The organism is Moorena bouillonii PNG (assembly GCF_001942495.1).
Lineage (GTDB): Bacteria > Cyanobacteriota > Cyanobacteriia > Cyanobacteriales > Coleofasciculaceae > Moorena > Moorena bouillonii.
Window position 1 is genome coordinate 5,561,456 of sequence record NZ_MKZS01000001.1, and the last position, 13,506, is coordinate 5,574,961.

Annotated in this window: 10 protein-coding genes; 5 read left to right on the plus strand and 5 right to left on the minus strand. The window is 44.2% G+C overall.

Annotation, left to right across the window (positions count from 1 at the left end; genetic code table 11):
* Positions 1–924: 924 nt before the first annotated feature.
* A complete protein-coding gene (locus BJP37_RS22620; RefSeq protein ID WP_075902154.1) occupies positions 925–1,764 on the plus strand; it encodes an SDR family oxidoreductase in 840 nt (279 codons plus the stop codon).
* Positions 1,765–1,981: 217 nt separating this feature from the next.
* Here BJP37_RS22620 and BJP37_RS22625 read toward each other — a convergent pair whose 3' ends face one another.
* A complete protein-coding gene (locus BJP37_RS22625) occupies positions 1,982–6,991 on the minus strand; it encodes a WD40 domain-containing protein (protein ID WP_081431286.1) in 5,010 nt (1,669 codons plus the stop codon).
* Positions 6,992–7,229: 238 nt separating this feature from the next.
* Entirely contained in the window at positions 7,230–7,412 is a 183-nt protein-coding gene (locus BJP37_RS37175) for a hypothetical protein (protein WP_143727743.1), read from the minus strand.
* A gap of 154 nt (positions 7,413–7,566) precedes the next feature.
* Here BJP37_RS37175 and BJP37_RS22635 point away from each other — a divergent pair, with 154 nt between their 5' ends.
* Positions 7,567–8,151, plus strand: coding sequence for a thioredoxin family protein (locus BJP37_RS22635; RefSeq protein WP_075902160.1), 585 nt, complete (start codon positions 7,567–7,569; stop codon positions 8,149–8,151).
* Here BJP37_RS22635 and BJP37_RS39825 read toward each other — a convergent pair.
* From BJP37_RS39825 to BJP37_RS22645, 3 genes are all read right to left on the minus strand, one after another.
* Positions 8,108–8,266: a hypothetical protein gene (locus BJP37_RS39825; RefSeq protein ID WP_158069722.1), complete on the minus strand. Its 159-nt coding sequence runs from the start codon at positions 8,264–8,266 to the stop codon at positions 8,108–8,110. The two genes, BJP37_RS22635 and BJP37_RS39825, sit on opposite strands and share 44 nt — an antisense overlap.
* A gap of 163 nt (positions 8,267–8,429) precedes the next feature.
* Positions 8,430–8,996, minus strand: a complete 567-nt coding sequence (locus tag BJP37_RS22640; protein WP_081431287.1) for a GNAT family protein — start codon at positions 8,994–8,996, stop codon at positions 8,430–8,432.
* A 284-nt stretch (positions 8,997–9,280) separates the two neighbouring features.
* Positions 9,281–9,625, minus strand: a complete 345-nt coding sequence (locus tag BJP37_RS22645) for a winged helix-turn-helix transcriptional regulator (RefSeq protein ID WP_075906366.1) — start codon at positions 9,623–9,625, stop codon at positions 9,281–9,283.
* 230 nt (positions 9,626–9,855) lie between these two features.
* On the opposite strand from BJP37_RS22645, the gene BJP37_RS22650 reads away from it, so the two are divergent.
* The 3 genes from BJP37_RS22650 to BJP37_RS22660 form a co-directional block, all read left to right on the plus strand.
* Entirely contained in the window at positions 9,856–10,473 is a 618-nt protein-coding gene (locus BJP37_RS22650) for an NAD(P)H-dependent oxidoreductase (RefSeq protein ID WP_075906368.1), read from the plus strand.
* Positions 10,474–10,511: 38 nt separating this feature from the next.
* Positions 10,512–11,231: a glutathione S-transferase family protein gene (locus tag BJP37_RS22655; protein ID WP_075902162.1), complete on the plus strand. Its 720-nt coding sequence runs from the start codon at positions 10,512–10,514 to the stop codon at positions 11,229–11,231.
* A 557-nt stretch (positions 11,232–11,788) separates the two neighbouring features.
* Positions 11,789–13,506 (plus strand): mechanosensitive ion channel family protein (locus BJP37_RS22660; RefSeq protein WP_075906370.1); only part of this gene is annotated, 1,718 nt, incomplete at its 3' end.

Genomic DNA, 13,506 nt, shown 5'->3' on the forward strand with positions numbered 1-13,506 from the left:
GAATAAAAAAAGCTGTTCGCGCAGCGTGAGCTTTAGCTCACGGCTGTTCCCTTAGCTTGGTCTACGGCCAACGGCTGACGGCACCTCAAGTAGCCTGAGCCAAAAGCTCACGGCTGTTCGCGCAGCGTGCGCGTAGCGCATATGCTGAGGTTACAGAGTTCGATATCAAGCTGCTGAATCCAGATTAAGCTGTTTAAGCGATCTCAACTCTGTAGCAATACCACAAATACTCTACCACCATTCCTCTCACATAATCCCAAATAATTGGGGTAAGTCGCTGATTTGAACTCTCCTCGACTTGAAACGTTGAGGATTTTGGGCTGATGGTGTGCAACCCTTGGCTAATCGCTGTTAGTTTACGACATTGTAGCACAGCAACCTATGTATTTTACATTACATTTACAAATATTTACATTTAGGCTAAAATTGATATAATAGAACAGGTTGTGTACATGTGATCTAGATCAGGAGCAATATCTATCGGGAAATCAAAAGCTGTTCAGGATTCAGCCAAAACTGTGAGGTAATCATAACGTCTGGGAATTCTATTAGAAAGTCCTAGACAGATTGATCTGAGGTTACTAAATCCGGAACCAACAGCTCAACTGTTGAAGTCAACCATAGGCAAGACGCTTACCGTCCAAACCTAGAGTCAGGATATCAGTCCTGAAATAAGAGCGGGGAACAGTTTCAGCTTGACTACCTCAGCTGAGATATTCAACCTTGCCTGCCTATAGAAAACAACCTATCCACCAAAAGCAAAGCATCTACTGAGTTTTTCGGTATTGAGTAATTCTCACTACTGAACACTCAATCTACACTCACTATACTCACTACTCAATACTCCTCCAACGGATCGGTTTCGGGAGGGGTTTAGACTCGCTTTCTTGAAATTGTTACGAATATCCCTACGGAGTATACCTTATGAATATTACCATCATTGGTTGCGGTTATGTTGGCACAGCTCTAGCAAATTTTTGGCATCACCAGCAGGGTCACCAGGTGACAGCTACCACTACTACCCAAGAACGGGTAGCAAAGCTGAAAGAAGTTGCTTCACAGGTAGTAGTGATGAAAGGGGATGATCCCCAAGGGATGCAGTCGGCACTTATTGATCAAGACACTATCGTCCTGAGTATTGCCCCGATCAGTAATAGGCAAGTTGATGCCAACTTCTACGAAGCCACCTACATCCCCACTGCCAGCAATTTGGTAACAGCTTTAGCAGATAATCCCAATGTGAAGCAGGTAATTTACCTAAGTAGTTGCGCCGTCTACGGTAACCAAGAGGGGGCATGGGTCGATGAAAATTCTCCCATCGTTCCAGCCAACGAACATGGTCGGGTTTTGTCTTTGACGGAACATATTTTATTAGGGGCAAGCAGTGACGATCGCAACGTCTGTATTCTGCGCCTTGGGGGGATTTATGGTCCCGGTCGTGAGTTAAGCAAGCGGTTTGAGCGACTGGCAGGCACCACGCTTCCTGGCAGTGGCGATAACTTTATCAATTGGATTCACCGAGACGACATTGTTCAGGCCGTGGAGTTTGCCCGACAAAACCGCTCCCAAGGTATCTACAACCTAGTTAACGACATCAAACTCACGACTCGGGAGGTGACTGATAAAATATGCGATCGCTACAATCTCCCGAAAGTGTTATGGGATTCCTCACAACCTAACTTCCGAACCAATAACGCCCGTGTCCATAATCAGAAGTTGAAAGTTGCTGGTTATGAGTTGATTCATGCCGAAACACTGATTTAAGCATGCTTTGTAACGGTAATGAGGTACAAAATTTCGGGTTTTAGGGAGCAGGGAGCAGGGAGCAGGGAACACAGAATAATAAACCAAATCCTAACCCCTCCCAGGAGGTGAAGAGGGAACAGGACAAAAATTTTTTGTACCTCATTATAGTAAAAAAAGCTATACTCCCTACTCCCTACTCCCTACTCCCTACTCCCTGCTCCCTACTCCCTACTCCCTACTCCCGATTCAACATTTCTGGTAAAATCCCATCACACAATTTGCGATCGCTTTCACTCAAAGTCGGATTATGGTTCAAATAGTCACTGATCCAATAGCACCCCTTCACCAATAAATCCTTTAAATCAGAGCTTAAATCAGAGCTTAAATCAGACATAGCTGTATGACTCCCCCTGGTAACTATCCCCTGCCCAGGTTTTACACCTAAGACTGTACTGCCATTAATCGGTCCGCCAACGGTTTTGATTTCTGTACCATCGATATTCCAGATTTTAGCAGTACCATCTTCACTGACCGATACCAAAGTTTGACCGTCAGCCAGGAAACAGGCATTGCACACAGGAGCAAGATGTCCTTTTAGGGTTTTGAATTCCTTACCATCACGAGTCCAAAGCTTTACCGTCCTATCAGAACTAACGGAAGCAATCATTTGACTGTCTGGACTAAAAACAACACCTCTAACTCCTGCTTGATGTCCTTGTAAGGTAGTGATCAGTTTACCATCCAAACTCCACAGTTTCACTGTTTTATCACTACTAGCTGAAGCCATAATTTCACCATCCCCACTGAATCTCAAACAGACAATTTTTAGACTATGGGCTGGAATCGTATCGATTAAGCTACCATCAAGATGCCAACGTTTAATGGTTTTATCTTCTCCAGCGGAAGCCAGCATCTGACCATCCTGACTGAATCTAATGGTAAGGATTTTAGCAAGATGACCGTTGAGAGTATTTATGAGTACTCCGTTATCCTGTCCATACTTATCATCAATCCCCCACAGCTTGATGATTCTGTCATTACCCGCAGAAGCCAGGATTTTAGCATCAGGACTAAAACTTAGACTCCTGATACTCAGACCATGGGCTGGAAAGGTTTGCAGTAACGCTCCATTAAGATGCCAAATTTTAATGATACCATCCACACTAGCAGTGGCTAATAGTTTTGCCTTAGGACTAAAACTGACACTCCTGACACTAGCTTCATGTCCTGAAAATGTTCTGAGTAATGTGCCGTCTAAATTCCATAGTTTCACTGTTTTATCTTCACTAGCTGAAGCATACTGCTGACCGGTAGAGTTAAAACAAAAGCCGATAAGTTTACCAGTATGGCTTTGCTGAGTATTCAGTCCAATGCCCTTGAGACTCCAAAGTCTGATAGTTTTATCTACACTAGCAGAAGCCAGTAGCCGTCCATCGGGACTAAAACTTACCCCACACACAGACCCTTTGTGTCCTCGGAAAGTTTTGAGCTTAATGCCATCAAGGTTATAAAGTCGAATTCGATCATCTTTACTGGCTAGTGCTAATAGTTGACCATCGGGACTAAATCTAACTCGATAGACTGGCAAGCCATAATTATCGATGGAGTTGAGTTCTTTGCCATCTATGCTCCAGAGTTTAGCGGTACCATCCCAACTCCCGGAAGCTAGCATCTGACCATCTGGACTAAAGCAGACACTCAAGACACCCCTAGCATGACGATTGAAAATTTTGGGCCAACTACTGTCTAAATTCCAGAGTTTGATAGTGCCATCTTCACTAGCGATCGCAAGGGATTTACCATCAGGACTAAAACTAATGCCAAAGTTAGCAGGACCAAACCTGGTCAGGGTTTTAATCCGAGTACCATTAGGATGCCAGAGCTGGATGGTGCCATCTTTACTAGCAGCAGCAATGGTGTTACCATCGGGACTAAAACTAATGTTGAAAACTTGGTTTTTATGACCTCTGAGAGTTTTCAGTAACTTGCCATCCCGTTGCCAGAGTTTTATGGTGCCATCAGCACTAGCAGAGGCAAACATTTCACCATTGGGACTAAAGCTAATGCTAAACACTTGCTCGTTGTGACCCCGACAGCTTGCCAAGGCTTTTCCATTAATACCCCAAATCCTGATGGTGCCATCTTCACTAGCAGAGGTAATTAGTTTACCATCAGGACTTAAACAAACACCAAATACTCCCGCATCATGTCCTTCCAAACGATTGCACTCTTGCAAGTTATTGATAATTTCCTGAAGCTGATTCACTTGTTGCTGTTTGATATCAGGAGCAACCTCTGTGGTGAGTAATCGTTTACCAGCTTTTACACTAGCGATCAATGCTCCTAACTGGTCGTGGGAAGATAGTAGAGCTTGAGATAGAGAACTCAGGGCTTTAATTTCTGCAATTTCTGCTCGTCTTCGTTCCTTTTGTTCTTGATGGAGTGCTTGCTTTAGTTCTTCTTTGGTCAGTTTTAACTCCGCTAGGATTTGAGGCTCTTGTCCTTGGCGAATAAATGATACTAAATAATCATGAACTAACTGATAACGATCAGCAGGATATTCTGGCACTTCAAATACTAAACCAGAACCCACTAATACCTCCATTACTAAATCCATTTGCTCCTCTTCTAAGTCCAAATCTTCCGCTAATTCAGCCTGAGTTTTTAGCGGTCGCATCCCGTTTTCATCGGTCAGTAAATACAAAACAAGTTTAGTGATTCGTTCGTTCTCTTCACCACAGTCTTTAATAGCTGTTTCTAGGTATCGTTCAACCAGTTTTTCCTTAGGACCTTTGGCTATATAATCTGCTAAGGTGGTAATTTTTTCGGCTTGGAGCTGAGCTCCTACCACTTGCAACTCAATGGGGAGCACCTCATTGGTATCTCCTGCTAAATCCTTGACTAGAGCATCGGTTAGGGTTGGCTCTAGAGAAAATGCCGTGTGTTCCGTTAAGCTTTTAATAACTGATTTAGTTTGCTTTGGGGAAAAGTTACCGAGATAGTAAAGAATCGTTTTATCTAAAATATTGTTGTTAATTACATCTAATTGAATTAGACGGTTACACTCTAACAAGTAATGAAGGTCATCTTCTCGAAGGGATAAAATGATTTTAATATATGGAATATTTAAACAGCTCTTCATAAATTCATAGAAAACCATTCGTTGCTTTCTGTCTTTAGCAGCAAAGAAAAATTCTTCAAATTGGTCAAATACTAAAACAACTAGGATATTATCTTCTGTTATTTGCCATAATGTCTTGAGAATTGCGGCTGTTGTTTCTAGAGTATTACCATGATACTTAATCAGTTTTTTTTCTGCCAGAGACTTGGCTAATTCTTTCCCCAATTCGGGAATCCAATCGGTATAAACTTGCTGGAAAACCGTTAACACCTCACGGGAGCCAATCGTTTTTTGTTTCAAGGTGGGAATTAACCCAGCTTGGACAAGGGAACTTTTACCTACTCCGGATGGACCATAAATTACCGTTAGTTTATGGTCACTACGGCCCATACGTTGCATTAAGCGATTGACATCCCCTTGTCTACCAGAGGCAGCAATAGCTGGGGTGACAGAATTGTGGTAGTCTAGATCAGGTAATGCTGGGTTAGTTACCTGTTGTTTAGGCTGCAATCGACCAGCACCAATAAAGGCTCGAAAATTGTACTGCTGCTCAATGGAGCGTCGTTCTTGTTTAACCCGAAAAGCCGTCAAATAGTTACCTTGTTGGCAGTAGGACTGGCGCAATTCTTCTAAAATCCGAATGTAAAGCTCTGGATCATACTGGGGTTTGGTTCTGGCTTTAGCCTTTTCCAGAGTTGTCAGACTGTCTTGGATTTTAGCTTGCTGCTGTTGCTGTTGCGATCGCGCGGCTCCACGATGCGATCGCGCTAGAGACAATAAATACCAACCTTGGTGAAATGAGCGCTCCCAATCACAATCGGTATCGAGTGAGCATGAGGTTGGTGTACAGAATTCAGACAATGCCTCTTCTAAGATTAACAGAGCCTGTTGGGCTAACTGTTGCGCGTTAGTCCAATCAGATTTCCATAAGGCGACTTCTGCTAAAAAGCCATAGGCTCGCGCTAGTCTAAAGGGATTACCATAGCTTTGATGGAGAGTCAAGGCTGTGTTAGCAACTGCTTCCAAGTCATCCCACTGTCCCAGTCGTTGCAGTACCTCTGCCCAAGCATTAATAAACTTGGCAACTAAGTCTGGTCGCTCAGCCTGTTCAAAGACCTTAATACATTGCTGATAATACTCTGCGCCATGACCACAAGCGACTTGATGTTCAGCCCGATGTCTTTCAGCATAGGTACGCCACCATAATCCTAAATAGTACAGTAAGCATCCAACCCGCTCTGATGAGGAGGTGAATGTTTGGGGTTTTTCCTGGGTTGCCCTGGCTTCTGGCTCAATCTGCTGCCATTGGGCTAAACTACGCTGATAATGTTCCAGAGACTCTTGTGATGACCCATCAGCGGCACGACCCAAGACAAATTCTAAGCTGGCTTCTAAGGGTGGGTCTAATCTGACCTTACGATGGTTTAGCTCATTCTGGGCTGACTTTAACTCCGTGCGGCGAGTGGAACCAATGCCCAAATTCAAGTCATCATTGTCTAGAAATCTGCCAGCACCAGAGTTTAATACTTTGCCATAGACCTGATTGACCGTTTGCTCGATAAAATCAATTAACTCATCCGTTGCCATCTCAAAGCCAATGGGAGTAGCAGCCCAACTGGTGAAATCTGGTGCTACTCGCCTCAGCTTGTGCTGGACCTGATCGGTTACCCATAACACCAGGGGGAAGGGGAAGGTTTTGCGAAATTCATCCCGTGCATTATTGGTAGAAACCAATAGCCGATCAATATCCCTGACTAATTCCAAATTGTGAACAATAAGGGCATCGGGTAGTTCTGAAGTAAGTTCCGCTTGAACATTGCTATAGAGGTTAAGAGCCGATGAGGCCAAAGCCCTGGAGTGAAACTTAATCTGGTAGCGTTCTGTCAGTTGTTGTGTTAAGCGCTGCCGCAATGATTGATAATTACAACGGGCTAAAATCAGAGAAAATTGTCCCTGAGAAAATGCGATCGCCCGTGCTAGCATTCTTAATGATTCATTGTTATTGCCATTGAAATCTCTGGGTTGGAGCGTCATATTTATTCCAACGGTTGTGCTTCTGCCAGAATCTGATTTACGCCCTGACCATCCCCTCTGCTGATCTTGGTAGCCATGGAGCGCGTTCATGGGGGGGTTTCTACCATTATTGACTACTGAAAACCATTAGGGTTTCCACCCTTGGTCAACGGTTGTGGTTTCCAAGGGTAGCACGTTCGCGTAGCGTGGCCGTTCGCGTAGCGTGGCCGTTCGCGTAGCGTGGCCAAAAGGCCAAAAGGCCAAAAGGCCAGTGTATTAATACAAGGGTTTGATACCCATCTTCACCTTTTACTAGCCTTTGCTGCAACACCTGAAACAGTCATTCCCATTAATCACCAGTAACGGCTGGCACCAGAACGTCCCGTTGCGTAGGGATCACTTCTTCCAAACAACTTCCTATAGGAAGTTGGTCTATTATACCACGTTTTTTTGGTTGGTTGGTTGAACGCGATCGCGTGGCCAATAGGCCAAGGTTGGTTGGTTGAACGCGATCGCGTGGCCAATAGGCCAAGGTGGTTTGGTGGGTTGGTTGGTTGAAGGTGGTTTGGTGGGTTGGTTCTGGGTCGGATTACCATTTGAGATCATAGCCGTTGCCATGGGATCTGATATGGTAGGCAAGGTTAGAAGAAAATCAGTTTTGAGTGCAATAGTTTAGGAGTAAAACCATGGTACTAGTTAACTCGACAATGTTGCCCTTAGGGAGCAAAGCACCAGAGTTTCAGTTACCAGATGCAGTGTCTGGCAAGACGATTTCCTTAGAGACCTTTGCGGGTAAACAGGGGTTACTGGTCATGTTTATCTGCCGCCATTGTCCTTTTGTTAAACATGTACAGGGAGAATTGGCCAAGTTAGGGAAAGACTATGCCGATGCTAATATCGGTATGGTGGCGATTAGCGCTAATGATGCGGATAATTACCCAGATGATGCTCCCGATAAACTTAAGGAAATGGCTCAGGAGCTGGGATTCACCTTTCCCTTCTGTTATGATCAGAGTCAGGAAACCGCTCAGGCTTATACAGCTGCTTGTACCCCAGATTTTTTTCTATTCGATGCTAACCAGGAGCTAGTTTACCGAGGTCAATTGGATGATAGTCGTCCTAGTAATGGTATACCAGTTACTGGTAAGGATTTACGAGCAGCTATTGATGCGGTGCTAGGGTCGCAACCGGTGAATTCTGAGCAAAAGCCTAGTATTGGTTGCAATATTAAGTGGAAGCCGGGGAATGAACCAGCTTATTTTGGTGTTTGATATGTTGTTGAAGGTTGAACGCGATCGCGTGGCCAAAGGCCAAGGTTGTTTGGTTGAACGCGATCGCGTGGCCTTTTGGCCAAGGTTGAACGCGATCGCGTGGCCTTTTGGCCAAGGTTGTTTGGTTGAAGGTTACAGGTTTAAGGTTTAAGCTAAATTTGTGAGTCAGCTCAATTCCTTTTGATTACTAATATCCTAATGGGTAATATAGCAATCCGTGTAGGAATTGTGATAATTTTTGATGCCATATTCTCTACTCCTTCCAGAGCCGCTGTTCCCTACTCCCTACTCCCTGTTCCCTTTGCTAATTGCTGTGACTTCTGCAGCCACTTTTCTTTAGTTAGTATCCAACGATTTACTGTTTGATTAAAGTTGATCAAGCCTGGTGTAGTTTCATAGGTTTTAAGAAGCTCAAACCCAGCTTTATGTAACGTTTTATTGGGAGCTGTTTTGAGAGCATAAGGCTCACAAAACAGGTTTTGCAAATGGAATTTAGTAAAATAGCAAGAAATTGATTCGTTAATAAAATATGTGCCATTGCCGCTTCTTCGTTTCTCTGGTTGCCAAAGGTGTAAATGCATGAATGCTTCTTGACCATAGATAATTTTGTTGAGATTAGAATGCCCAACAGGAGTATCGTCTATTTCCCAGATGACGTAGTATAATCTTCTGTGTTCTACTGGCCGTTCAAAATCTTCAAGCAGTATTTGACGCCACTTGTCCGAATTTGGAAGTTTACTTGGCTCTACCCCCATTCCCCTGAGAAATTCGTGGTCAGCATTTAGGAAATAGTTTATCATTAAGTCAATATCACTGGCTTCAAATTCTCTAATACTTCGTTTCAAATGTCTCTCCTATTTGAATAATAGTTCTGGCTAGCGGTTCAACTTTCTTAGAGACTGTTTATAAAGTAAATCTTAGACAGTTATAGTCTTGACTATTGGTGGGTTACGGCGGATAATTATCTTAAAAGGTGAGCTTTGACAGTACTCGCCGCCTAACCCACCCTACGCCAGGATTTCAGCCAAGTTTAACAAACAGTCTCTTACCCCGACTCCCGACTCCCGACTCCCGACTCCCGAAAACCCCAAGGGCGGCGTACCTCACCGAACTGAGAACTGTTAAAAAATTATATATTATATTCCTCTGCCCATTTCTTTAGCTCCTCCAGAAATCTCAGGGCTGTTCGACCAAAATCTGTGATCTCATAGGCCACAGCGATGGGTTTGGTACTGATGACGTTACGGTTGACTAAGCCCGTATCCTCCATTTCTCTAAGCCGCTGGGTCACCATTTTTTTGCTAGCTCCGCCGATCTGGCGCGCTAGATCGTTGAACCGCATCGGGCCATCCTTGAGATGCCAAAGAATCGATCCTTTCCATTTGCCACCCAAAATCCGCATTCCACGCTCGATTGGACAGGGGCTGAGACAGGGATCAATGGCTTTCTTGATGCGTTCGCTATCGGTTTTGATCTCGATGTCGCTATCTGTGTCGATGTCGATATCGCTATCAATTTCGATTGTGCGTTCGCGTAGCGGCTCCCTAGGAGCATCGCTATCTGTTTCCATGTCTATGACGGAACTCATTTTTTATACCTGGTTACTAAACGTCTACTAGTTGACTATCGTAACTTAAATTTTTACCATGAAGCAATACATGAAGCAATAACTGTACACATTATCTGATGGGGGGAAGTAATCTGATGAAAACCTTGCTTTTGATTTTGGGCAAAGAGACTAAGGAGTTCGCTAAAGGCCGCTACAATCAAGGTCTTTTCGAGATAGCGGTGGAGATATTGAAAGATCAATACGAGCTACTGACCACTGTTGTGGAAGAAGGCTACAACATTCCAGAGGAGATTGCGAAATTCAAGCAAGCTGATGGGGTCATTTTTCAGTACCCAGTGTACTGGTTCATGATGCCGTCAACCCTAAAGCGTTACATAGACGATGTCTACGCCTATGGTGAGTTTTTCGGGCACAGTAATGGCTCATACGGATCGGGTGGCCTGATGAATGGCAAGAAATTCATGCTGTCTACTACATGGAATGCGCCCGCCGACGTCTTTAACAATCCGAATAGTTTTTTTGAAGGACGCTCACTACAAGAAGTGCTCCTGCCCATGCGTAAGAGCCATGAGTTTTGTGGCTTCAAGGAATTGCCCCATTTCGCCTGCTACAACGTCATCAAAAATCCAGAATTTGAGGCTGACCGAGACCGGTACATCAGTCACCTAAAGATGGTGTTTCTTGACCCCGACCATGATTTAGGTGTTGAAGTAGCCGAGCCTCTTTCTGCTCCGTGCTCCAAAGCTCTTTAAAACTAACTCTTAGTAAGTATCTCATCCAAAGAAAAATCATGACGAAACAAGCTGAGATTCATCTCTACACCGCATCGACTATGAACGGATGGAAGCCGCTGATCTTTCTTGAAGAAGCAGAGGTGGACTATGAGATGACCTATATTGACTTTTCCAAAAAAGAACAAAAGTCAGACTGGTACAAGTCTCTTAACCCCAATGGGCGCATCCCGACCATCGTGGATCGTGGTAATGACGATTTTGTGGTTTTTGAGTCGGGTGCGATTCTTTGGTATCTAGCTGAGAAATATCAAAAGTTCCTTCCCGAGGGGGAAAAAGCTCGATCCCAAGCACTTCAGTGGCTGATGTTTCAGATGAGTGGCATTGGACCGATGATGGGTCAAGCTATGTACTTTCAGCGGATTGCAGAACCTCAAGGGCATCGTGATGAATTTGCCATCAAGCGCTATGGGTCAGAATCACGAAGGCTGCTGGAAGTCTTGGATCAGCAGCTTGAGGGGAAAAGTTATATCCTTGGTAATGACTTCACTATTGTAGATATGGCCACTTATCCTTGGGCACGAGCTTATTACTGGGCGAAAGTATCGGTGGATGGGCTGAACAACCTTCAAGGCTGGTTTGAGCGTATTGATGCTCGACCTGCAACTCAACGTGCACTAGAGCTCCCGAAACCTTTTCCTGCTTTTTTTGGAAAAGGGGATGTGGCTGCAGCAGAAGCGGCTAATTCTGCACGTTTTCAAAGTGATGTTAAACCATAAGCCATGGATGATGGAAACAAAAATTAACACTCGGGGAAATAAAAATGTGATAAAATCCTAGTCGTTGATCAGGGAAGATTGGGCAAAATTTTTGTCCAAGGTGTTTGTTTGCCAAAAATGTTGGTCAAAAATAAGCACATCCCTTGATTTGATCCAATAAAAGGCTATCTATACCTTTTTGACTGTTTACAGTTAACTGTTAACCGTTAACTATTGATTGCCCCGGGGTCTTCTTTTTAGGGTTAGATATAGAGGATTATTAAGGGATAAATTCTGTCAAAATCCCGAAGAGTTGGGGAAAATTCAGCTCCTATCCTCTTGAGATCTGCCCCCCTCAGTCTAAATCGAGCAATGTTACAGCTGTGCCGATCTTCCGGTGGTAAGGTCGGGAGCAACTGAACAGTGAACCAAACTATACACCTTATATCTTCTTTGATTAACACTGAAAAGTCAACCAAACTGTACAGGTTACATCTTCAGGTGCGCTTGACCTTGGCGAATTTAATTCTTAATAGGTCAAGGGCACCTAATTAACGTCTTATCAACACGAAAAACCAATGATTCGTTACCGACAAAAGAAATTTAGCATTTTGTTTGGCAGTCTCTTAATCGTTGGGGCATGGTGGTTACCTGTCCAAGCTCAACAGACCACTAATTCACCCAATGAGCAAGCGGTTACGACTGAAGATTCAACTATTCCGAAAGCGGTTACTACTGCAGATCCAACTATTCCGATTGAGGAGCTAGAGCTATTGCTCAAGCCATTCACTAAGGATGAGCTGGATGGTGAAGCTCAGGGGTGGATGTCCTTGCTGAAAACTAAAGTTAAAGAACTCAGCGATGCGGAAATTGCTGTCAAGCGCAAAAATCGAGAGCTTCAAAAAACTAAGGAAGCTGTTGATGCCCTAGAAGATGCAAAAAAGGCTCTTGAGGAAGGGACAGACACTAAAGAAAAAATAGGGACTGAGCCATCCCCATCAGGTGGCGTAAAAGCTAAAGAGGGGGCGGAAGAAGCACAGGAAGCTCTCGAAAAAGCTCAGGAGTCAGTAAAAGAAGCAGTCAAACAAGGAGAAAAGACCGAGCAGGATAAAACCTCGCAAGGGGCGATTGTTCAAGCAGTTGAAGGTACTCAACAGCAGAAAGATAAAGCCAAAACCTCAAGCTCAGAAGAGGAAGTTGCTAAGGTTCAAGAGCAGATCGGGACAATTAGCAACAAAGTCGTTACGGATGAACAAGAGCAGAAAAAGACTGAACAGGGACTGGAAAAAGCCAAAGAAAACATAGAAGAAGCGGTCGATGTGAAGGCCGAAGTTAAAAAGCAAGTACTGGTCAACATGACCAGATTGCGGGATGAACGCACTGCTTTGAGCGATCGCTTTGAGGTGGTACTTCAAGAGCTGGAACTTAAAGGCGGTGATGTCGAGTCGTACAAAAAATACATCGATGCCATCAGTGGGATTAAGGTAGACGTAAGCGACACTGAAGGAACCTGGATTACCATCGTCGGCTGGCTCCAGTCTAAAGAAGGAGGTCTCCGCTGGGCGAATAACATTGGCAAATGTATAGGAATCGTTACTGGTTTTAGCATCCTCTCGGTGATCTTAGGGACAATCCTCGAGAAATCGTTGTGGATGTTCCCGAATATTTCAGTGATGCTGGGTCAGTTCTTGGTTACTCTAACCCGCCAAGGATTATTTGTGGTGGGTATTATTTTAGGGATTACTGCCCTAGAGATCAGTATTGGTCCACTGATGGCTATGATTGGAGCTGCTGGTTTTGTGGTAGCCTTTGCGTTTCAAAATACCCTCGGTAACTTTGCCAATGGGTTAATGATCTTGGTCTATAAACCTTTCGACGTGGGGGATCAGATTGAAGTAGCTGGGGTAAACGGTATCGTTAAGGATGTCAACTTAGTTTGCACCACCATCAATACTTTGGAAAATAAAATCGTTATCTTGCCGAACAACTCAGTCTGGGGTAACGTTATTACGAACGAAACCAGTAGCCCCGTCCGCGCTATGTTTCTCTCGATCAGGATCAGCTACCGCAATAGTATTCCTCAAGCGATCCAAGTTCTTAAGGATATTGCCAACTCCCATCCTTTAGTATTGGAAGACCCTGGACCTTGGATCGACACCGGTGAATTGGCTGAAGATGCTGTTAAGATTTGGTTTTTGGCCTATACTAAGACAGAGGATTACTGGACAGCCTATTGTGACATCAGCCGAATTATAAAAGAAAGATTTGAACAAGAGGGAATTGTGATCCCACTGCC

What these genes read in the sequence shown, in the direction of transcription:
- BJP37_RS22620 (WP_075902154.1), top strand. Translation starts at nt 925, where the DNA reads ATGAATATTACCATCATTGGTTGCGGTTATGTTGGCACAGCTCTAGCA.
- BJP37_RS22625 (WP_081431286.1), bottom strand. Translation starts at nt 6,991, where the DNA reads ATGAACGCGCTCCATGGCTACCAAGATCAGCAGAGGGGATGGTCAGGG.
- BJP37_RS22635 (WP_075902160.1), top strand. Translation starts at nt 7,567, where the DNA reads ATGGTACTAGTTAACTCGACAATGTTGCCCTTAGGGAGCAAAGCACCA.
- BJP37_RS22650 (WP_075906368.1), top strand. Translation starts at nt 9,856, where the DNA reads ATGAAAACCTTGCTTTTGATTTTGGGCAAAGAGACTAAGGAGTTCGCT.
- BJP37_RS22655 (WP_075902162.1), top strand. Translation starts at nt 10,512, where the DNA reads ATGACGAAACAAGCTGAGATTCATCTCTACACCGCATCGACTATGAAC.